At 68.7% G+C, this 19,392-nt stretch carries 22 protein-coding genes; 8 read left to right on the top strand and 14 right to left on the bottom strand.

Going from position 1 to position 19,392, the window contains the following annotated elements:
- Positions 1-7 precede the first annotated feature (7 nt).
- Entirely contained in the window at positions 8-646 is a 639-nt protein-coding gene (locus NM1_RS21830; protein WP_211339440.1) for a response regulator, read from the bottom strand.
- An 8-nt stretch (positions 647-654) separates the two neighbouring features.
- The gene (locus tag NM1_RS21835) at positions 655-1,797 is read right to left on the bottom strand and encodes a sensor histidine kinase (protein ID WP_068022782.1); all 1,143 of its coding nucleotides are present in this window, start codon (positions 1,795-1,797) and stop codon (positions 655-657) included.
- A 133-nt stretch (positions 1,798-1,930) separates the two neighbouring features.
- On the opposite strand from NM1_RS21835, the gene NM1_RS21840 reads away from it, so the two are divergent.
- Entirely contained in the window at positions 1,931-2,641 is a 711-nt protein-coding gene (locus NM1_RS21840) for a class I SAM-dependent methyltransferase (protein WP_211339441.1), read from the top strand.
- Entirely contained in the window at positions 2,638-2,928 is a 291-nt protein-coding gene (locus NM1_RS21845) for a hypothetical protein (RefSeq protein WP_068022730.1), read from the top strand. Before NM1_RS21840 ends, NM1_RS21845 begins: the two co-directional genes overlap by 4 nt.
- Here the strand turns inward: NM1_RS21845 and NM1_RS21850 are convergent.
- Positions 2,857-3,453 carry a TetR/AcrR family transcriptional regulator gene (locus NM1_RS21850; protein ID WP_068022732.1) on the bottom strand — a complete coding sequence of 199 codons (597 nt, stop codon included), beginning with the start codon at positions 3,451-3,453 and terminating at the stop codon, positions 2,857-2,859. The genes NM1_RS21845 and NM1_RS21850 overlap by 72 nt on opposite strands.
- A 21-nt stretch (positions 3,454-3,474) precedes the next feature.
- Here NM1_RS21850 and NM1_RS21855 point away from each other — a divergent pair, with 21 nt between their 5' ends.
- Both NM1_RS21855 and NM1_RS21860 read left to right on the top strand, forming a co-directional pair.
- A complete protein-coding gene (locus NM1_RS21855; protein WP_068022734.1) occupies positions 3,475-3,858 on the top strand; it encodes a hypothetical protein in 384 nt (127 codons plus the stop codon).
- On the top strand, positions 3,855-4,370 hold the full coding sequence (locus tag NM1_RS21860; protein ID WP_084519889.1) for an SRPBCC family protein: 516 nt from the start codon (positions 3,855-3,857) through the stop codon (positions 4,368-4,370). The genes NM1_RS21855 and NM1_RS21860 overlap by 4 nt, the downstream gene beginning before the upstream one ends.
- A 10-nt stretch (positions 4,371-4,380) precedes the next feature.
- On the opposite strand, the gene NM1_RS21865 is transcribed toward NM1_RS21860, so the two are convergent.
- Together NM1_RS21865 and NM1_RS21870 are read right to left on the bottom strand one after the other, a co-directional pair.
- Complete coding sequence (locus tag NM1_RS21865) at positions 4,381-4,893, bottom strand: hypothetical protein (RefSeq protein WP_068022737.1); 513 nt, start codon at positions 4,891-4,893, stop codon at positions 4,381-4,383.
- A gap of 290 nt (positions 4,894-5,183) precedes the next feature.
- Positions 5,184-6,029 (bottom strand): SDR family oxidoreductase, encoded by an 846-nt coding sequence (locus NM1_RS21870; RefSeq protein ID WP_068022740.1) that lies wholly within the window; start codon positions 6,027-6,029, stop codon positions 5,184-5,186.
- 160 nt (positions 6,030-6,189) lie between these two features.
- Here NM1_RS21870 and NM1_RS21875 point away from each other — a divergent pair, with 160 nt between their 5' ends.
- The gene (locus tag NM1_RS21875) at positions 6,190-6,561 is read left to right on the top strand and encodes a hypothetical protein (protein WP_068022742.1); all 372 of its coding nucleotides are present in this window, start codon (positions 6,190-6,192) and stop codon (positions 6,559-6,561) included.
- Between the two features lie 167 nt (positions 6,562-6,728).
- Here NM1_RS21875 and rsgA read toward each other — a convergent pair whose 3' ends face one another.
- The 6 genes from rsgA to NM1_RS21905 form a co-directional block, all read right to left on the bottom strand.
- Positions 6,729-7,778 carry a ribosome small subunit-dependent GTPase A gene (gene rsgA / locus NM1_RS21880; RefSeq protein WP_068022788.1) on the bottom strand — a complete coding sequence of 350 codons (1,050 nt, stop codon included), beginning with the start codon at positions 7,776-7,778 and terminating at the stop codon, positions 6,729-6,731.
- Between the two features lie 236 nt (positions 7,779-8,014).
- Complete coding sequence (locus tag NM1_RS42425) at positions 8,015-8,545, bottom strand: hypothetical protein (RefSeq protein ID WP_114699678.1); 531 nt, start codon at positions 8,543-8,545, stop codon at positions 8,015-8,017.
- Between the two features lie 1,472 nt (positions 8,546-10,017).
- A complete protein-coding gene (glfT1, locus tag NM1_RS21890; protein ID WP_068022744.1) occupies positions 10,018-10,944 on the bottom strand; it encodes a galactofuranosyltransferase GlfT1 in 927 nt (308 codons plus the stop codon).
- Entirely contained in the window at positions 10,941-11,762 is an 822-nt protein-coding gene (gene wzt / locus NM1_RS21895) for a galactan export ABC transporter ATP-binding subunit Wzt/RfbE (protein ID WP_068022747.1), read from the bottom strand. The genes glfT1 and wzt overlap by 4 nt, the downstream gene beginning before the upstream one ends.
- 9 nt (positions 11,763-11,771) lie before the next feature.
- Complete coding sequence (gene wzm, locus NM1_RS21900) at positions 11,772-12,596, bottom strand: galactan export ABC transporter permease subunit Wzm/RfbD (RefSeq protein ID WP_068022748.1); 825 nt, start codon at positions 12,594-12,596, stop codon at positions 11,772-11,774.
- Between the two features lie 173 nt (positions 12,597-12,769).
- The gene (locus tag NM1_RS21905) at positions 12,770-13,360 is read right to left on the bottom strand and encodes a bacterial proteasome activator family protein (RefSeq protein ID WP_068022792.1); all 591 of its coding nucleotides are present in this window, start codon (positions 13,358-13,360) and stop codon (positions 12,770-12,772) included.
- 260 nt (positions 13,361-13,620) lie between these two features.
- Between NM1_RS21905 and NM1_RS21910 the strand changes: the two genes are divergently transcribed.
- On the top strand, positions 13,621-14,823 hold the full coding sequence (locus NM1_RS21910) for a cysteine desulfurase-like protein (RefSeq protein WP_068022800.1): 1,203 nt from the start codon (positions 13,621-13,623) through the stop codon (positions 14,821-14,823).
- 93 nt (positions 14,824-14,916) lie between these two features.
- On the opposite strand, the gene NM1_RS21915 is transcribed toward NM1_RS21910, so the two are convergent.
- Both NM1_RS21915 and NM1_RS42430 read right to left on the bottom strand, forming a co-directional pair.
- A complete protein-coding gene (locus NM1_RS21915; protein ID WP_068022750.1) occupies positions 14,917-15,906 on the bottom strand; it encodes an NAD(P)H-quinone oxidoreductase in 990 nt (329 codons plus the stop codon).
- Between the two features lie 65 nt (positions 15,907-15,971).
- Positions 15,972-16,136 (bottom strand): hypothetical protein, encoded by a 165-nt coding sequence (locus NM1_RS42430; protein ID WP_157123977.1) that lies wholly within the window; start codon positions 16,134-16,136, stop codon positions 15,972-15,974.
- 71 nt (positions 16,137-16,207) lie between these two features.
- Here NM1_RS42430 and NM1_RS21920 point away from each other — a divergent pair, with 71 nt between their 5' ends.
- Positions 16,208-17,383 (top strand): alpha-hydroxy-acid oxidizing protein, encoded by a 1,176-nt coding sequence (locus NM1_RS21920; protein WP_068022752.1) that lies wholly within the window; start codon positions 16,208-16,210, stop codon positions 17,381-17,383.
- 42 nt (positions 17,384-17,425) lie between these two features.
- Positions 17,426-17,920, top strand: a complete 495-nt coding sequence (locus tag NM1_RS21925) for a MarR family winged helix-turn-helix transcriptional regulator (RefSeq protein ID WP_068022753.1) — start codon at positions 17,426-17,428, stop codon at positions 17,918-17,920.
- Positions 17,921-18,117: 197 nt separating this feature from the next.
- On the opposite strand, the gene NM1_RS21930 is transcribed toward NM1_RS21925, so the two are convergent.
- A complete protein-coding gene (locus tag NM1_RS21930; RefSeq protein WP_246011483.1) occupies positions 18,118-18,759 on the bottom strand; it encodes a histidine phosphatase family protein in 642 nt (213 codons plus the stop codon).
- Positions 18,760-19,392: the final 633 nt, after the last annotated feature.

Genomic DNA, 19,392 nt, shown 5'->3' on the forward strand with positions numbered 1-19,392 from the left:
GGATGGCTCAGTCCGTGAGGCCGGCGTCGCGGGCGAGCAGTGCCGCCTGCACCCGGTTGGTGACGTCGAGCGCGGTCAGGATGCGGCTGACGTGGGCCTTCACCGTGCTCTCCCGCATGCCGAGCCGCTGCGCGACATCGGCATTGGTGGCTCCCTCGCCGACCAGGGCCAGCACATCGCGTTCGCGCGGGGTGAGGTGCCGCACGCGAGCGCGGGCGGTCTCGGTCTGCCGCGTGCCGGCGCGGTGATACCGGTCGATGAGGCGGCGGGCGGCGCTGGGATGCAGCATCGCCGACCCGGCGGCTACGAGGTGCACGGCCCGCAGGATCTCGGCGGGGTCGGTGTCCTTGAGCAGGAAGCCGTCGGCACCGGCGGCGAGCGCCTCGTAGACGTATTCATCGAGGTCGAAGGTGGTCAGGGTGATGATCCGCGGCGGTTGCGGCAGGCCGCGCAGCCGGGTGATCGCGGTGATCCCGTCCATGCGCGGCATCCGGATGTCGACCAGGGCGACATCGATACGACGGGAACCGGCCTGCGTGACGGCATCCGAACCGTCGGCGGCCTGCGCGACCACCTCGATCTCCGGGTCGCTGCCGAGCAGGTCGGTCAGGCCGAGGCGGACCAGGGCGTCGTCGTCGACGATCATGGTGCGGATCATGGCCGGATACCGTTCGTGCCGGAGGGATCGGGGTGCGGGATGCGGGCGGTGAGCAGCCAGGTGCCGGTGTCACCCGGCCCGGCCGTCAGTTCTCCGCCGAGTGCGGTGACGCGTTCCCGCAGACCCACCAGCCCGAATCCGCAACCGTTTGCGGGCGCGGCCCGGCTGCCGGTCGCGTTGACGACCTCGACGACCGTGGCGGCGCGCCCGTAGTCGATGCGGACCCGTGCCGAGGCGCCGGGCGCGTGTTTGCGGGCATTGGTGAGTGCCTCCTGGACGAGCCGGAAGACGGCCAGCCGGTGTCCGGCGGGCGCTTGCTCGGCATCGCCCTCGGCGGTGAGCTCGATCCGCTGGCCGACGGCGCGCGCCTGATCCAGCAGGTCCTCGATCCCCGGCAGTGGCGGTGCGGGAACCGTTGCGGACGAGCCGGATTCGGGATCGCGCAGCGCGCCCAGCACATCGCGCAGGTCGCCGAGTGCGGCCGTGGCAGAGGTCCGCAGCAGGCCCAGGCGCTCGGCGACGGGGCCGGGCAGGTCGCGCGTGGTGGTCAGCACCCCGGCGTGCAGTGCGATCAGGCTCAGGCGGTGGGCGAGCACGTCGTGCATCTCTGCGGCGATGGCCGATCGCTCGGCCGTCCGGGCCGCCTGCTCCCGCAGTTCGCGTTCGACACGCAACTGCTCGACCTGGGCGGCCAGTGCGGCGAGCAGGCGGCGGCGGTTGCCGACCCACAGGCCGCACACCATGGCCAGCAGCACGAACGGCAGCGCGCCGTACTGCTGCGGCGCCCACAGCGAGGTCGGTGGATGCGTCAGGAGGTTGCCGCCCATCGCGACGACCGTGGCGGCGCCCGCCACCGCGAGATATCCGGCAGCGGCGGTATCGAACAGGGCCACCAGGAGTAGCGACAGCATCGGCCATCCCCACAGCGCCGTCGTCACCGTGGTGGCACCGAGCGTGATCGGCCAGGGGCACCGGGGCACCAGCAGCGCCACACCGCACAGCAGGGCCGCCGCGCAGCGCGGGGCGACATAGTCGCCGCCCGCCGAGGTGGCCGAGTTCTGCACCGCCACCAGGGTGAGCGCGCCGATCAGCACGTACCGGCCGTAGCCGGTCGATGCGGAGCGCACCCAGTTACCCACCAGCAGAATTGTATGGACGCGGATCGTGGCGGCGCCTCCGACTTTCTCCCACGGCACTACCGACTTTCGTCGGGGGTTACCGTCGCACAAGGCCGGATTCGGCGGTGGCCGCGGATTTCTACCGTTCGAGAGCGTGAGCAATTCGATCCGCATTCCCGGCCCGTCGCCGACCTCCGATATGCGACTGTTCCTTCGCGAAGCCGCCCGCGACCTGCGTGTCATCGGTGCGGTGGCACCGAGCGGGCGCAGCCTCGCCCGCAGGCTCGCGGGACCGGTGCTGGCGTGCGGCGACCGGCCCCTGAATGTCCTCGAGGTCGGCGCGGGCACCGGCGCGGTCACCCGTGATCTGATTCCGCAGCTGCCCGCCGGCAGCCGGCTGGATGTCGTCGAGATCAACCCGTACTTCGCGGATCGCTTGCGGCGGTTGGTGGATGCGCACCCATCGATGGCGGAGACGGTGCGGATTCATCGGGAAGATGTGCGGCAGCTGCGCACGGGATGTCGCTACGACATCATCGTGTCGGGTCTTCCCTTCACGAATTTCGATCCGGGACAGGTCGATTCGATCATGGCGCAATACCTGGACCTGCTGTATCCGGGCGGCGTGCTGACCTACTTCGCCTACCTCGGTACCCGGCCCGCGCGCAGGGTGCTGAGCCCCGGTGCGGCCGCCCGCCGTCACCGGGCCGTGGACGAGGTGATGGCACGCTATCAGCGTCGCTATGCCGTCGACCGGATCACGGTGTGGGACAACGCTCCTCCGGCGCGCGTCTGGTGGTTGCGCCGACCCGACGCGCACGGTTCTGGGCGGCCCCTGCCCGCCGCGTTCGGAGCCGAGCGATGACCTCGCTGCCGGAGCTGCTCGGACAGGTGCCGCCCGCGGTGGCCCACGGCGTGGTGGCGACGCTGAGCTGGGCGGGTGCGGAGGTCGGTGCGGGCTGGGCGGCGGCTACCACCCTGCAGCGGGTCCTGACGTCGGGCGGCCCGGTACTCGTCGCTGTCGCCGTGGTGCTGGTGGCGGCGGGGTTGGTGTGGGCGAAGCTGCACGGCCGTCCGGACTCAGCCGGATCGGGTGGTGGTGAGGAGGGTTCGGGCGGCGGCGGCGACGTCGGATTCGAGCCAGGCGGGTAGGTCGCCGAGGCGGGCGTGGCGGCGCAGGGTGGCGTTGGGGAGGTCGACGATGGCGCGGGCGACCTGGTCGATCGCGCGCTCGTCGTCGCTGCCCATCAGCTCGCTGGTGACGCGGCGGAGCTGCTCGATCAGCGGCACGTTCATACGGTCGAGTTGTTGGCGCAGTTCGGTTTCCGGTGCGCCGTCGAGCAGATCGCGGGGGCGGAGATTCAACAGCAACTTGGCGTCGTCGGGTAAGGCGCGGGCGAAGTCTATGGCGGCGACCGCCATGCCGACCGCCGCCTCCAGCGGATCCGGATCCTCGGCGGCCGTCAGCGCCCGGTTCTGAAACCGTTCCACCGCGCGGATCCAGGTCGCGGAGAGCACGCCGTTGCGGTTGCCGAACCGGTGGTAGAGCGTGCCCACGGGTGCGCCGCTGGCCGCGGCGATGGCCGCCACGCTGGCAGCGCGCGGACCGTCGCGCAGCACCAGGGTGCGGGCTGCGTCGAGGATCACGTCGGTGTCGTGCTTGCGGGGTGGTGCCATGTACTAGTACGTTCCTTCTATATGGAGCGTCTGCCCTATATCGATCAATACTCCAGAATAGTCACCGCCGATCGGGAGCGGACATGGGCCGCGCTGCTGCGGTCCATGTGTCGCGATCCGGACGATCTGCGCACCGCACCGGCCGGTTTCGCCGTCGGTGAGATCAATCCGCCGCGCCGGTTGACATTCGAAGGGCACCATCGGTTTTCGCGCTATGCGCTGGTGTTCTCGCTGTCCGAGGCCGAATCCGGGCGCACCGCGCTGACCGCCGAATCCCGGGCCGAGTTCCCGGGGGTGGCCGGGCGTGTCTATCGGGCGCTGGTCATCGGCAGCGGCGGGCATCGGGTGATGGTCCGGCGGCTGCTGCGTCGCATCGCGACGGCGGCCGAGCGGAGCCCGGCATGATCCCCGGGCAGCGGTGGGGTGCCACGCACGCCGAGGTGGCGGCCGAATTGCCGTGTGACGACGAGCTTTCCGGCACCGTGACGGTGTGCGATCGGGTCGTCGGCGTCGACGCTCCGCACGGCTTGGTCTTCGCGTGGCTGTGCCAGCTGCGCGTGGCGCCCTACAGCTACGACCTGCTCGACAATTTCGGGCGGCGCAGTCCGCGACAGCGCGACCGGCGGTTGACCGAACTCCAGATCGGCCAGCGCTTCATGGCCGGGTTCGAACTGATCAATTTCACGCCCGGCCGGCAGCTCACGCTCCGAACGACCGGCGTCGCGGTCACCTACGCCGCCCACCCGGACGGCGACGGCTGCAGATTGCATGCGCGCGTGCGGTTTCCGGGGCCCACCTGGCTGCTCGCGCCGGTGGTCATGGGCGACTTCGTCATGATGCGCAAGCAATTGCTGACGCTGCGTGACCTGGCCGAGCGAGAGGCGGTGGCGCCTCCCGCCCGGCCCGCGAGCAGTTGATCGGTATCCGTCAGAAACCGGCCGAGCCGGACGGTGCCGGCGGCGGTGAGTTGTCGACCACCGCGCTCCGATACTCGATGCTCACCACGTGGTGCGGGATGGTTCGGCCCGGTTTGAATTCCGGCGACTGCCGCTCCCAGGTGCCCGGCTTGTAGACCGGCGGCTTCGTCTCCAACTTGCCGTCCGGTCCGACGGTGGGTGGCTGCTGCTCCCAGGTGCCGGGACTCATGCGCGGCGGTGGCGTCTCCCAGGTCCCCGGCTCGGTCGTCGACGGGCAGCCGACATTCACCCGTGCCGCCTGCAGACGCGGACCGATGTATCTCCTGACCGGCACCGACGTGCCGTCCGAGCAGTGCACGGTGGCTTCGACCCGGTAGGTGTCGTCCGTGTCATTGCGACAGGTGAATCCTTCGCACGAGACGCCGGGAGCCAACTCCTGCGCCGCCGCCTGTGGCGCGAGCACGCCGACCGTACCGGCGAACAGGGCGGCGAAGCCGAGCCCGATCGTCAACCGCTGACCCATGCGCGTATCAACTCCTATCGACAGCCCGACCTGCGATCCAATGTACCGGCAAATCGAATGACCGGTATGTGACAAGGATCGTGCTGACTAAGCCGAAATCCCTTGCTATGTAAGGGATTCGAGCATCGCGCCACATTCGTGGTAGCCGCACCCGCCAGGTGGTGCCAGCCCCACCGCCCGCACACCCCACCGCGCGGAGCCCGCAACTCCCGCACCCCTTACGTGTTCCCGCACCGTTTGCAGGCCCCTGCAGCCGGTGCGGGAACGGATAAGTGGTGCGGGAACGTGCTTCAGAGGAACAGGTCGGTGGTGAGGGGCTCGTTGCCGGGGACGACGCGGTACTTGTCGAGGTCGGTGATGCCGTGGGAGGCGAGGACCTCGTCGTCGAGGAAGAAATTGCCGGTGGTGTTCTTGGCGGGCGAGGTGAGGACCAGGTAGGCGGCGTCGGCGTAGATGTCGGGAGTGCGGGAGGTCCGGACCATCTCCTCGCCGCCGAGCAGGTTGCGGACCGCGGCGGTGGCGATGGTGGTACGCGGCCACAGCGAATTGACGCCGACGCCGAACGGGCGCAGCTCCTCGGCCAATCCCAAAGTGGTGAGCGACATTCCGTACTTGGCGATGGTGTACCCGAGCGAGGAACCGGCCCACTTCGGATCCAGGTTCAGCGGCGGCGACAGCGTCAGGATGTGCGGGTCGCGCCCCAGCTCGGCCGAGCGCTTCAGGGCCGGGATGCTCAGCTTGGACAGCAGGAAGCTGCCGCGGCAGTTGATGTCCTGCATCAGGTCGTACTTCTTCATCGGCAGCGACTCGGTGGGCGACAGGTCGATCGCCGAGGCATTGTTGACGACCAGGTCGATACCGCCGAACCGCTCCACGGTCTGCTGGACCGCCCGCGCGACCGCCTCGTCGTCGCGCACGTCGCCGACGAACTTCAGGACCGTGCCGCCGGCCTCCTCGAGCTCGGCCGCCGCGGTGTGGATGGTGCCGGGCAGCTTCGGGTGCGGCTGATCGGTCTTCGCGATCAGCGTGATGTTCGCCCCGTCCGCCGCGGCTCGCTTGGCGATCTCCAGCCCGATGCCGCGGCTACCGCCGGACATGATCATGGTCCGGCCCGCGAGCTTCCCTGCTTCTGTCATACGCCTGCTCCAATCTGTGCGACGTCCCCGACTCGATCATCCCGGGCGGATGGCCGCCGGGCGGGGTTCTGCCCGATTCGCACAGTAAGTGAGAGGTCCGCGGTTATGCAATCAGTTGCATAGTGAGGTTCGACGCTTCCCGGCCAAAAGCGTGCCGGGAATGGTGGAGCGTGCTGGGAATGGTGGGCTGGCGCGGCCGCTGGGCCTGGCCGCGCGGATGACCGCCGACCAGCACGCCGAGGTCAATATCGAGGCCAACGAGATAGGCGCCGCCATCGCGCCGGTCCTCGACCGCATCACCTGCCCGGTGCGGTATGTCCTGGCCACGGGCGCCAATCTGGGTGGCAGCCAGGAGGAGATGGCGGCGGTGCGCGCCTCCCTCGGTCCGGTTCTGGCGCGCAACAAGAACATTCAGGTCAGTGCGCAGGTCGCGAGCAACCACTCGCACATCCTCCGCAAGGACTACCACGCCGTCGCCGACGCCGTCCGGGAGACGGCGGCAGACCTGGACGAGGAGGTCTCCGCCGACTGACGACAGGGCACATGAGTGACCGCGCTGCAGCGATATCCGGGAGACCGAACGCGGCCCTGGCCGACCGACAGGAGGGAGATCCGTTCGGCCACACCATGTCACGGGATCCGTCGGGATCCCGTGACATGCTCGCGTTGCGCGAGGGTGCGTGAATCCTCGTGCGGCCGTTATCGACCGCGCGATTGACGCTCGCGATAGACCCAGCGTTGCGATTTCTCGATGTTCTTCCATTCCCGCTGGCGTTCCGCTCGCAGCCTGGCGTCGGTGCGGGAGGCCAGCCATTCGTTCTCGCGCTGGAGTTTTCGATAGCTGTCCCAGCGCCGCTGGGGGAGTGCGCCCGATTCGAGCGCGGCCCGCACGGCGCAGCCGGGTTCGGTGCGGTGCGCGCAATCGGCGAACCGGCATTCGGCGGCGAAGGATTCGATATCGCTGAACGTGCGGCCGATCCCCTCGGTGGCATCCCACAGGCCGACGGATCGCAGGCCCGGGGTGTCGATGAGGGTGCCGCCGCCGGGCAGCGGACGCAACTCGCGGTGCACCGTGGTGTGCCGCCCGCGCTTGTCGGCGGCGCGAACCTCGTTGGTGGCGAATATCTCCTCGCCGAGCAGCGCGTTCGCCAGTGTCGACTTACCCGCACCGGAGGGACCGATCAGCGCGACCGTGCCGTCCAGGACCGCGGCGAGCACATCCATGCCCAGCCCGGTGGTGGCGCTGACGGCCAGCGTCGTCGCCCCCGGTGCCACGGCTCGCACCTCGTCGAGCGGAATGTCCACGGCCAGATCGGCTTTCGTCAGCACAATCACCGGCTGTGCGCCGGATTCCCAGGCCAGAGCCAACATTCGCTCGATGCGGCCCAGGTCGACATCACCGTCGGCCGCGGTGCACACCAGGACCGTATCGACGTTCGCGGCCAAGATCTGTGCCTCCGACCTGCCGGACACCGAGGCGCGCACGACGGCGGTATTGCGCGGGACCAGTTGCCGCACAACGAGTTCTGTATCAATGGCGACCCAATCGCCGGTACACAGGCCGTTGACGTTGGTATCCGCCCGTGGGCAGCGCGCACGCGCGAGCCCTTCGGGTGTCGCGACGTCGCACTCGCTCCGATCCATCCGGATCACGCGGGCCGGGACCCAGCCGGTGTCGAGCAGCCGTGTGTACGCAGCAGAAACGGCCGGATTCCAGCCGTAGGGAATGAGACGGTCGTAATCGACCATTTGGAAGGTGTCCATTCGTCGGGCACTGCGCCCGGTGTGGGCTCAGTGCTTCAGGGAGAGGGTGGAAGCGCATGCGGCGGCGCGGCTTTCGATATCCGGCCGCTGCCCGGCCGCGACAACCCGATAGTTGGCGTGCATGTCTTCCACCTCCTCGACCTTTCGACGATGTCGTCCGCTCTGGACGGATACAACGATGACAGCAACCCCTCGCGGGGCGCAAGGTATTTTCGCGCGCCTTACGGCATGGCCGCGATCAGCGCGATGTTGAGCAGGATCATGAGCGCCGCGAAACCCCAGATCAGGTACACGAACAGCATGCCGGGCGTCGACTGCGGAACCGGTCCGACGGCGCCGCGGATGAAGGCGATCGCCGGGGCCCGGTAGAAGACGCGGGTGCTCTGCCCCTCGGCCACCGGCACCACGGTTTCGGCCGGTCCGATATCCCACATCCAGCGGGTGCTCACCCGCACGTGGTGCTGGCCCGCCCCGACCGGAATGTGCGTGGCGCCCCACCGCGCGGCCGGTACCGGCTGCCCGTTGACCAGGATCTTCGGCCCGGTCAGCGCGAGCATGAACGCCATCGGCGTATAGGAGGTGTCCAGGACGATGCCCGGCGGCCCGGGCTCGGGCTGGAACTGCTGCGCCTGAGTGGCCCCATAGGCCGCGTACTGCCCCTGCGGGGCGTAATTCCCCGCCTGATACGGATTCGGCTGCCCACCATAGGGATTGGCGGGAGCCCCCGCGAATTGCTGTCCCGGAGCGGGCATTCCGTATCCCTGCGGAGCGCCATACCCGGACTGTGGGCCAGCCGAGCCCTGCGGCGCACCGTACCCGGGATACGGTGGGTGCGAGGCCGGTTGCCCGTTCTGTGGCGGCACGCCATACCCGGGCGCCGGGACACTGTTCGGCTGCGGCGCACCGGGGAAGGGCGCACCACCGGGCTGTGCAGCGCCGAAGGCGGGCTGCTGCAAGTGCGGCGCCGAAGCGCTGTGCGGCTGGGACGAGCCGTTCGATTGCGGCGCACCCATGCCCGGTTGTGCTGCGCCGAAACCCGGCTGCTGCAGGTGTGGTGCTGAAGCGCTGTGCGGCTGCGGCGCACCGTACGCGGGCTGCTGGGATGGCGCTGCCGGATAGGAATGCGGCTGCGCTGCGCCTGGATTCGACGGCGATGGTGCCGCCGATGCCGCACCGGCCGGCTGCGGGCTGCCAGGCGTCGGTTGCGGGAGGTTCGGCGCTGAGGTGCCGTGTGGCTGCGACGCCCCTGCACTCGGCTGTCCTGCGAAATTCTGTTGCTGCAGGTTCGGCGCTGACGCGCTGTGCGGCTGCGGCGCACCGTATCCGGGTTGCGGCGGCGCAGAGAAAGGGCTCGGCTGCGGGATGCGCGGGTCCGAGGTGCCGTTCACCTGCGCGGCCGCGGGATTCACCTGCGGGACATTCGGCGACGATGCGCTATTGGGCTGCGGTCCACCGTATTCGGGCCGCGCGAGCGAAGGCCCGTCCGCCTGCGGTACGTCGGGCGTGAACGCCAGTGTGTCCGAGGCCGATGGGCTGCCAGGCCGCGAGGTAGCGGGGTCTGCCTGCGGGAGGTGCGGCGACGACGCGCTGTTCGGCTGTGGTCCACCGTGTTCGCCCGGTGCCGCGGGGGAGCTGTTCGGCCGCGATGCCCCGGCGGTGAAGGGTAGCGTGTCCGGTGCGGACGGGCTGTCGGGTTGTGCGGCGGGGTCGGCCTGGGGGATATGCGGTGACGATGTGCTGTTCGGTTGCGGCGCACTGTATTCGGGGTGCGAGGGCGTGGGGCCGAATGGCTGTGGTGCGCCGGGTGTGAAGGCGATCGTTTCCGGGGTGGGGGAGTCGCTCGTCGACGGGAGGCGCGGCGGGGGCGCGCTGTCGGGTCGTGGCGCGCCATATCCGGAGTGCGACGGGGTGCCGTTCGGCTGCGCTGCCCCGGTACTCGACGGCGGTAGGTCGGCCGGTGCGTTGGTCGCCTGGGGGATGCGCGGGCTCGATGTACTGCGCGGCTGCGGCTCAGCGGGGCTCGGCTGCGGCTGGTTCGGTGTGGGCGGCTGCGGCGCCGATGCGCTGGGTGGTTGCGGGGCGTTGTGGGCGCCGGGGCCGGTGGGTGGCTGGGGAACTCCGGGGTGCGGCGGTTGCCCGTTGTGCTGCCAGGGTTGTCCGTTGGGTGGTGGCCCGCCGTGGGGGTTACTCACACCCATACCTCCATATTCGAAAAAGCGCTGTTCTAACCGGGTTTGCGGAACTGCTCGCGCCGCCCCAGGCGCCGCAGTCGCAGCCATTCTCGCAGACCGGCCGGATCTCGTTGCTGCACAAGGAAGAACCAGGAGAACCGGGCCCACTCCTGCGGCAGCAGCTTGCGCATCCCGGGCTGTGCCATCAGGTAGCCACGGTTGCGGTAGGTGAAGTAGCGCTTGACCGGATCGTCCGGATACTGGGTGTGCATGCGCCCGCCCAGGATCGGCTTGAATTCGGCGGATCCGTTGGGGTGCAGGTACGCGGCCTGCAGGCAGGTGCCGAACGGCAGCCCGGAGCGCACCAGCCGCCGGTGGATCTCGACCTCGTCGCCGCGCACGAACAGCCGCAGATCCGGCACGCCGATCACGTCGACGGCCGCGGCGGACACCAGGGCGCCGTTGAACAGCGAGGCGATCCCGGGCAGGAAGTCCTCGTCGCCGAGCTCGGAGCGCAACCGCCGCCACACCACGCCGCGGCGCAGCGGGAACGCCAGCCGGTCGGGATCGTCGATATCGGCCACCACCGGCGAGACCTCCGAAAGGCTGTGCCGCCGAGCGCAATCCACCAGCGTCTCGAGCACCTCGGGACCCTCGGGGCGGCCGTCGTCGTCGGCCAGCCACACCCAGTCCGCCCCCAGCGACAGCGCGTGCAGGATGCCGAGGGCGAAGCCGCCCGCGCCGCCCAGGTTGTGCTCCGAACCCAGATACGTGTGCTCCACCGGCTGCTGGCGCACCAGCTCACCGACCTCGGGCTCGTTCGCGTTGTCGACCACGATCAGGTGATCGATCGGACGCGTCTGCGCGCAGAGCACCTTCAGCGATTCGGCCAGCAGTTCCCGGCGTTTATGGGTGACGACGACCGCGACGATGCGGCTGCCGTCCCCAATCGGTTCGGACGACGCCGGCTGATCACTCATGTGGGATTCCGCTCCAGTTCCCGTTCTCGTTCCAGCTCGCGCAGAATTTGGGCGACATGGTCACCGGCCTCGGGCCCCTCGTAGGCCCGGACCACTTCCTCGATGTCGCCGCGCATCCGCATCCGGCCGTGGTCGATCCAGATCGCGGTATCGCACAGTTGCGCCAGGAATTCGTTGGAATGGCTGCAAAATACCAGGATTCCCGAGCGGGCGACGAGATCCCGCAGGCGATTTCGGGCCTTCTTCATGAAATCGGCATCCACGGCGCCGATTCCCTCGTCCAGCAGCAGGATCTCGGGGTCGATCGATGTCACCACACCCATCGCCAGCCGCACTCGCATACCGGTCGAATAGGTGCGCAGCGGCATGTTCAGATATTCACCGAGCTCGGTGAATTCGGCGATCTCGTCGACCTTGGCCATCATCTGCTTGCGGGTCTGCCCGAGGAACAGGCCGCGGATGATGATGTTCTCGTAGCCGGAGATCTCCGGATCCATGCCGACGCCGAGATCGAATACCGGCGCCACCCGGCCGCGCACGCGCGCGCTGCCCCGAGTGGGTTCGTAGATCCCCGCCAGCAGGCGCAGCAGCGTCGATTTTCCGGCGCCGTTGTGGCCGACCAGGCCGACGCGGTCACCCTCCTTGAACGACATCGTGATCTCGCGCAGCGCCTCGACGACCACCACGTCGGACTGATTGCGCCCGATCGCGCCGCCCGCCTTACCCAGGACCGCCTTCTTCAGCGACCGTGACTTGGCGTCGAAAATGGGGAATTCCACCCAGGCGTCATGGGTTTCGATGCTTACGTGCTCGGTCATAACTGCCCCTTACACCCAGTACGGCACGCGGGAACGGAACCTCTTCCACGCCAGCAGCGCCACGCACCAGCCGAGCACGGTGATCGCGAGCACCACGTACCAGCTCCGCACGTGGATCGGATCGCCCAGCAGCGGTGCCCGCACGATTTCCAGATAGTGGTAGGTCGGCACCAGCTCGACCAGCCGCGCCCGCTCGCTGACGGCCCCGCCCTGATCGTGCAGCGACTTGGTCGTCCACATGACCGGCGTGAGCACGAACAGCATGAGCGTCATGCTGCTCAGGATCGGCGCGATATCGCGGTAGCGGGTGCTGAAGATGCCGAACGCGATCGATACCCACATCGCGTTCATGAACAGCAGCAGCATGCCCGGAATCGCGAGCAGGGCGGTCCACTGCAGGTGTTTCCACACCCCCATGCCCACCAGCAGGACGACGTAGATGATCGCGTTGTGCGCGAAGAACAGGAACTGCCGCCACACCAGGCGATAGACGTGCACGCTCAACGCCGATGGCAGCTGTTTGATCAGCCCCTCGTTGGCGATGAACACATCCGAGCCCTCGAGGATGCTGGCGTTGATGACGCCCCAGATGATCAGCCCGACCGTCACATACGGCAGGTACGTCCACAGATCCTGGCCGAGAATCGCCGCGTAGAGAATGCCCATCGCCGTCGCCTGCACGGCGGTGGCGATGGTGATCCAGAACGGGCCGAGCACCGACCGGCGGTAGCGCTGTTTGATGTCCTGCCAGCCCAGCGACAGCCACAGTTCACGCTGCGAGAAACCGTCTCGCAGATCCTTGAACGCACGTCCGAACGACTGTGAATCGGGCATCAGCGGTACCGGGGCGTCGGCCGGGCTCTGTTCGGCGGTCGCCGACTCGGCTGGGGCTGCTGCAGGCACAGTGACCGACTGTAGCGTTGCCCGATCGACCGCGCCGCGTGCGGGCCGTAAACCGCGGGCGCTGCCTGTTCAGAGACGTTGACCTCGCAGATGTCGGTGAGACCTCACAGATACTGGCCGCTGCCGGTGGCCGAGCCGCCCTGCCCGCGCTCGCCCGGTCCGGCCATCCCGGGCGGCAGCGCGTGCCGCATCTGCTCCAGCTGCTGGCGGGCGGCCATCTGCTGGGCGAACAGCGCGGTCTGGATGCCGTGGAACAGGCCCTCCAGCCAGCCCACCAGCTGGGCCTGGGCGACGCGCAGCTCGGCATCCGACGGGATGGAATCCTCGCCGAACGGCAGCGCCAGACGCTCCAGCTCGTCGCGCAGCTCCGGCGAAAGTCCCTGCTCGAGCTCCCGCACGGAGGTCTGGTGGATCTCCTTGAGGCGGTTGCGGCTGGCATCGTCGAGGGGAGCCGCCCGCACCTCCTCCAGCAGCTGTTTGATCATGGTGCCGATGCGCATCACCTTCGCCGGCTGTTCGACCATGTCGGCCAGCGATTCCTTGCTGTCGGGGTCCTGCTCGGCGTCGGTCTCGCCGTCGCCGACGACCTGACCCGCGAGCGGCGCATCGCCCTGGCTGCCTGCCGGGATGACCATCGGCCGGCCCTCGGGGCCGATCACCACGATGGATTCCGGTGCTCCGTCCGAGTGCGTCATGATCTCCATCATGTCTTGTCCGCGCGCGATGTGCTAAGCGGGTGGGGGGTACGCACTGCGGGTATGCCGGTCCGTGACGGTCAGTATTCTGTTGCGGTCGTGTTCGCCTCGTGTGTTGGGACGGTTTGCTGAAAGTCGGTTGCCATGTCGCGTGATCTGCCAGCTGGTTACCCGAAGGGTGTCGGCGCGCCCGATCGGTGCTCGGTGGTAGCCGTCGACACGGTTACATCTACTCGCCTGCTGCCCTTAGAGTGGCCTGCATGACTTACGACGTCGCGAGGGTTCGGGGGTTGATACCGTCCCTGGGCGACGGCTGGATCCATCTCGACCCGCAGGCCGGCATGCTGGTCCCGGATTCGGTATCGCGCGCCGTGTCAACAGGTTTCCGCACTTCCGCATTCACCCACGGCAATCGATACAGCGCCACCAGGCGCAGCGGAGCCATTCTGGACGCCGCCCGCGAGGCGGTCGCGGATCTGGTCGGCGCCGACCCGGCGGGTGTGGTGCTCGGCCCGGATCGTGCCGTACTGCTGGCCTGGCTGGCCGAATCGCTGAGTTCCCGGCTCGGGCTGGGCACCGGGATCGTGCTGTCGCGCCTGGACGACGAGGCCAATGTCGCGCCGTGGCTGCGTATCGCCAACCGCTATGGGGCCCATGTGCGTTGGGCCGAGGTGGAGATCGAGACCTGTGAGATGCCCGCGTGGCAGTTCGAGGAGCTGATCGGGCCCACCGCACGTTTAGTTGCCTTGACGGCCGCGTCCCCGATCGTCGGCTCCGCACCGGCCGTACGGGTTGCCGCGGATCGGGTGCATCAGGTGGGCGGGCTCCTCGTGGCCGACTGCTTCGGCGCGGCGCCGTACGCGCTGATCGATATCGACGAACTCAACGCCGATGTGGTGGCGCTGTCGGCCCCGGCCTGGGGTGGGCCGCAGATCGGCGCGCTGGTGTTCCGGGATCCGGCGTTCCTGGACCGGATTCCGTCGATGTCGCTGAATCCCTACGCCAAGGGCGCCGAGCGGCTGGAGGTCGGCCATCACCAGTACGCGCTGCTAGCCGGGCTCACCACCTCGATCGACTATCTGGCGGGGCTGGACGAGCAGGCGACGGGCACCCGCCGGGAGCGGCTGGAGATGTCGATAACCTCGCTGCAGGACTATCACGACCAGCTGTTCGAGCACCTGATGGAGGTGCTGGACCGCATCCCGAACCTGACCGTCATCGGCCGCGCGTCCACCCGCATCCCCACGGTGAGTTTCACCATCGACGGCATGCAGGCCGAGAAGGTCTCCGCGAAACTGGCCGACCATCACGTCGGCACGCTCAGCGGCGTGCACGGCGGCAGCCGCCTGCTCGACGCCCTGGGCGTCAACGACGAGGGCGGCGCGGTCACCATCGGATTGGCCCCCTACACAACGAAGTTCGAGATCGACCAGCTCGGCCGCGCCCTCGCCGCCCTGGACTGAGTTCGTCCGCTGGAACCGGCCTGTCCGGTCACTATTCGTACTCGGGCGGCACATATCGCGTCGTGGACGCGAATCGTGGGTGCTCAGGCCGGATCAGGACTCGCGGATCCGCAGGATCACCTTGCCGACGGTCTCCGGGGAATCGAGCAGCCGGTGCGCCTCGGCGGCCTCGGTCACCGGCAACTCGGCGTGCACGATCGGCGCCACGGTGCCTTCGGCGACCAGCGGCCACAGGTGACGGCGCACCTCGGCGATGATCTCCGCCTTGCTGGAGCGGCCGGTGGCGGGGCGGCGGCGCAGATTGGTGGCGTGAATGGTGCCGCGCTTGCCCAGCAGCCCCGCGACATTCAGCTCGCCGTTCACCCCGCCCTGCATGCCGATGATGCACAGCTGGCCGTCCTCGGCGAGCGCGTCGACATTGCGTTGCAGGTATGCCGCGCCCATATTGTCGAGAATGATGTCGGCCCCGCCGAATTCGCCGAGCACGGCGACGAAATCCTCATCGCGGTAATTGATCGGAATGCTCGCGCCCAGTTCCTTGCAGCGGTCGAGCTTCAGCTGCGAACCCGCGGTGACCGCGACCCGCGCGCCCCGGCTCACCGCCACCTGGATGGCGTGCGTCCCGATGCCGCTGCCGCCGCCGTGGATCAGCAGCGTCTGCCCGGCGTGCAGCCCGGCCCGCATGACCAGATTCGACCAGACGGTCGCCGCCACCTCCGGCAGCGCGGCCGCGGCGGCGAGATCCAGGCCCTCCGGAACCGGCAGCACCTGGGTTGCGGGCACTACGACCCGCTCGGCATAGCCGCCGCCGGACAGCAGTGCGCACACCCGATCGCCGGGCCGATGGTCCCGCACACCCTCGCCGACCGCAGCGATCACGCCCGAGCACTCGAGCCCGAGAGTCTCGCTGGCACCCGGCGGCGGTGGATAGAAACCCTTCCGCTGCAACAGATCCGCGCGGTTGACCCCCGCGGCCACGACATCGATCGAAACCTCGCCGGGCCCGGGCTCCGGCAGATCCGGCACCTCCGACCAGCGCATCACGTCGGGCTCACCGAATTCCTCGAGCGTCACCGCGTACATACCCGCGACTCTACGTCCCGCCGACGCGGTGCGGCCGCCCCGCAGCACCGAGCAGGTGGATCGGACTATCGCAGACCCCTGGCTTCCTGCTCGGCGGTGTCGGCGTCGATTCCCTTCGCCATCTTGCCGAGGGCCTCGTGGAGTTCGTCCGCCGTCATCTCGGCCGTGCCGTGAATTCCGGCCGCATCGCCCCGGCGGCGCAGCTCGCGCAGTGCGTCGTCTTCGGTCATGTCACACCCCCTTTCCTCATCACCCGCCGATTACCCGATCCGCGCCCGGCAATTCCTCTAGCGTTCCGGGAATGAGCAGTTTCGCCGACTTCCAGAACGAGATCTATCTGGCCGGGCTCGCCGGTGCGTTACCCGAATTACCGATGACGGCAGCGGGTTTGGCACAGCGTGCCCGGGAGGTGCTGGAACCGGAGGCGTTCGCCTACGTGGCGGGCAGCGCGTCGGGCGAGCGCACCGCCGCGGCGAACGAGGCGGCGTTCGACCGGTACCGGCTGGTCCCGCGGATGTGGCGCGGGGCCAGTGGTCCGGGCGTGCGCGACCTGTCGGTGGAGGTGCTGGGCACGCGGCTCGCCGCGCCCGTGCTGACCGCGCCGGTGGGCGTGCTGGAACTGCTGCACGAGCGCGGCGAGGTGGTGGTCGCGGAGGTGACGCGCGAGCTGGGCATCGGCACGGTGCTGTCGACGGCGGCGTCGACCCCGATCGAGGACGTGGGCGCGGCGGCCGGGGCCTGGTGGTACCAGCTGTATTGGCCCGGCGACGACGAGCTGGCCCGTTCGCTCGTCGACCGGGCCGCGAAATCGGGCGCGCAGGCGATCGTGGTCACCGTCGACACCCCGAGCCTGGGCTGGCGCCCGCGCGATCTGGAACTGGCGCACCTGCCGTTCCTGCGGGCCAAGGGCATCGCGAACTACCTGTCCGACCCCGTCTTTCGCGCCAAGCTGCCCGCTCCGCCGGAGGAGAGCGAGGAGGCGATGCAGCTGGCGGTGCTGACCTGGAGCGGCCTGTTCGGCAATCACACCCTGCGCCCGGCCGATATCGCCCGGCTGCGGGAATGGACCGATCTGCCGATCGCGGTGAAGGGCGTGCTGCATCCCGACGACGCCCGCCAGCTGGTCGACGCCGGGGCCGACGCGGTGGTGGTCAGCAATCACGGCGGCCGCCAGGTGGACGGTTCCATCGCCGCGCTGGATGCCCTGACGGCGGTCGTCGCCACGGTCGGCGACCGCGCCGACGTCCTGTTCGACTCCGGGATCCGCACCGGCTCGGACGTCATGATCGCGCTGGCGTTGGGCGCCAAGGCCGTGCTGTACGGGCGGCCCTGGGCCTACGGCCTGGGGATCGCGGGCGCGGCCGGGGTGCGGCACGCGCTGCGGGTGCTGCTCGCGGATCTCGATGCGTCGATGGGCCTTTCGGGGTGTGCCGAGATCGCCGACCTGAACCGGGCGATGCTGTCGACGGTGCGCTGACCAGCCGACACTCGTTCCGATGACGGCTAATAGAATGACCGCATGGCTTACGAACCGAGCGGTCGCACGGCACCGGAGCCGAGGTGGCTCAGCTCGGCTCAGCAGCGGGCCTGGCGCGCCTATATGGACGGCGGCCAGCGTCTGCTCGCGGAGCTGAACCGGCAACTGCAGCGCGACAGCGACCTCAGCCTGGCCGAGTACCGGATCCTGGTGCTGCTCTCGGAGGCCCAGGGCCGCTCCCTGCGCATGAGCGATCTGGCCGACGGCGTGCTGTCGTCGAGAAGCCGTCTCACACACCAGATCCGGCGCATGGAGGAGCAGGGCATGGTGCGCCGCACCAGCGCCGAGGAGGACGGCCGGGGCGTGCGCGCCCACCTGACCGAGGAAGGCATGCGTCGCCTGCGCGCCGCCGCCCCCGGCCACGTGAACGCCGTCCGCCGCGATTTCGTGGACCTGCTCACCCCCGAACAGCTCGCGGTGATCGGCGACGTATTCGAATCCGTCGACAAGGAGATCACCGCCCGCGGGAACCGGTGAGCGTCAGAGAATGAACGCCCTGAGCGCCTGAATGATCCGGTCGAACGGAATCACATCGGCAATAGCGCTTCCGAAAAGAGGCATCGCAGCTACTCCTGTCCGTCGGTTCGTACCCGAGTGAGCAGCAGCGATCCTGTCAGATTGTGTCCCGAATCACCCGCAACCGCGCGGCACGCCGCGTGAGCGGTGTTCCATCATCAGAATTGGTCGGTATGCAGGTGGGAGGTATCGGCGAGGCTCAGTAGCGTTCGGTTACGCCAGTAGTCATCGAGCTGGAGGTGGGTGATCGCCCCTGGCTTCGTCGCGAAGGACGCGAATCCGACCGCGTCGACCGGGATCTGCATCCATGCGGTGATGACGAACGTCAACGCGTATCCGTGAGTGACGACGATATGGTCATGATCGACGTCGGCCATCAGCTCGCGTACCGACGCTCCGACCCGAGTTGCCAGCTCACGTCGGGTCTCGGCACCCGGGATCGGGCCGCGGTGCTCGAGCCGATCGTGGTCGGGCGCGGGAACCCGGCGCTGTGCCAGCCAGTCGTTCGGCCGCCCTTCCGCATCGCCGAAGCTGATCTCCCGAAGACGCGGGTCCCGGGCGACGGGAGCATCCAGCCTCGAGGCAATAATCTCGGCGGTTTCCGCACACCGGGCAAGGTCGGACGTCGTAATCCGAATCGCCCGCGCATTACCGCGACGGCGCCGCTCGAACTCCTCGGCAACAAGTCGCGCGTCGCGACGACCACGCGATGTCAGGCGCGAATCATGCCACCCACCAACGAGATCGCGCGCGGTGTGCTCCGCATGCGGGTGACTCACCACGTAGATGTCCTGCACCATTTGCTCCCGGCCGTTCGGTGGCTTCCCGAATTCATCGTATTTTCCGAACGCGACGCGCCGGGGAACGGACCGCCGTCAGTTTGCGGTCCGCATTGGTCACTGTGCGGTGGGTGTGGGATTTGAACCCACGGTGGCGTGAACCACGACGGTTTTCAAGCTTGTCGTTCTTGACGTGTGGCTGGATCGGGCTTCGTTGGTGGCGGTGGCAGTATGCGGCTGACCTGCGCGTTCGTTAGCTGGTTTCGTTGGTGATCGTTGGGGGTGTTGTGCGCTGCTGCGGACCGACTGCGGACCAGGCGGTCAGCGCAGAAGATCAGCTTGGGAGTCAGGGGATGAGCGAGTGATCAGGCGTCAACCGCGAAGTCCGCTTGTCAGCGAGCACTGCTTAGGAGAGCGATTCGAGCCCGGTTGCTCGGGATTGGACATCGTTGGTGACTTTGCCCTGGAGCTGCGCGAAGCTCTTTTGTTGCGTTTGGTGAGTGACGAGTTGGTGCTGCGTACCCGCTACGTACGGAGCAGGGGCCCGCCACACCTGCGGGCAGGTACGGCCGAAGATTTCAGGTGGGCAGGTGCTGGGGGAGTGGTGGTCACAGTTGCCGTTCAGAGGAGACGCCTCTTCGGACAGCCAAGTCC

It is taken from the genome of Nocardia mexicana NBRC 108244 (assembly GCF_001613165.1).
Taxonomy (GTDB): Bacteria; Actinomycetota; Actinomycetes; order Mycobacteriales; family Mycobacteriaceae; genus Nocardia; species Nocardia mexicana.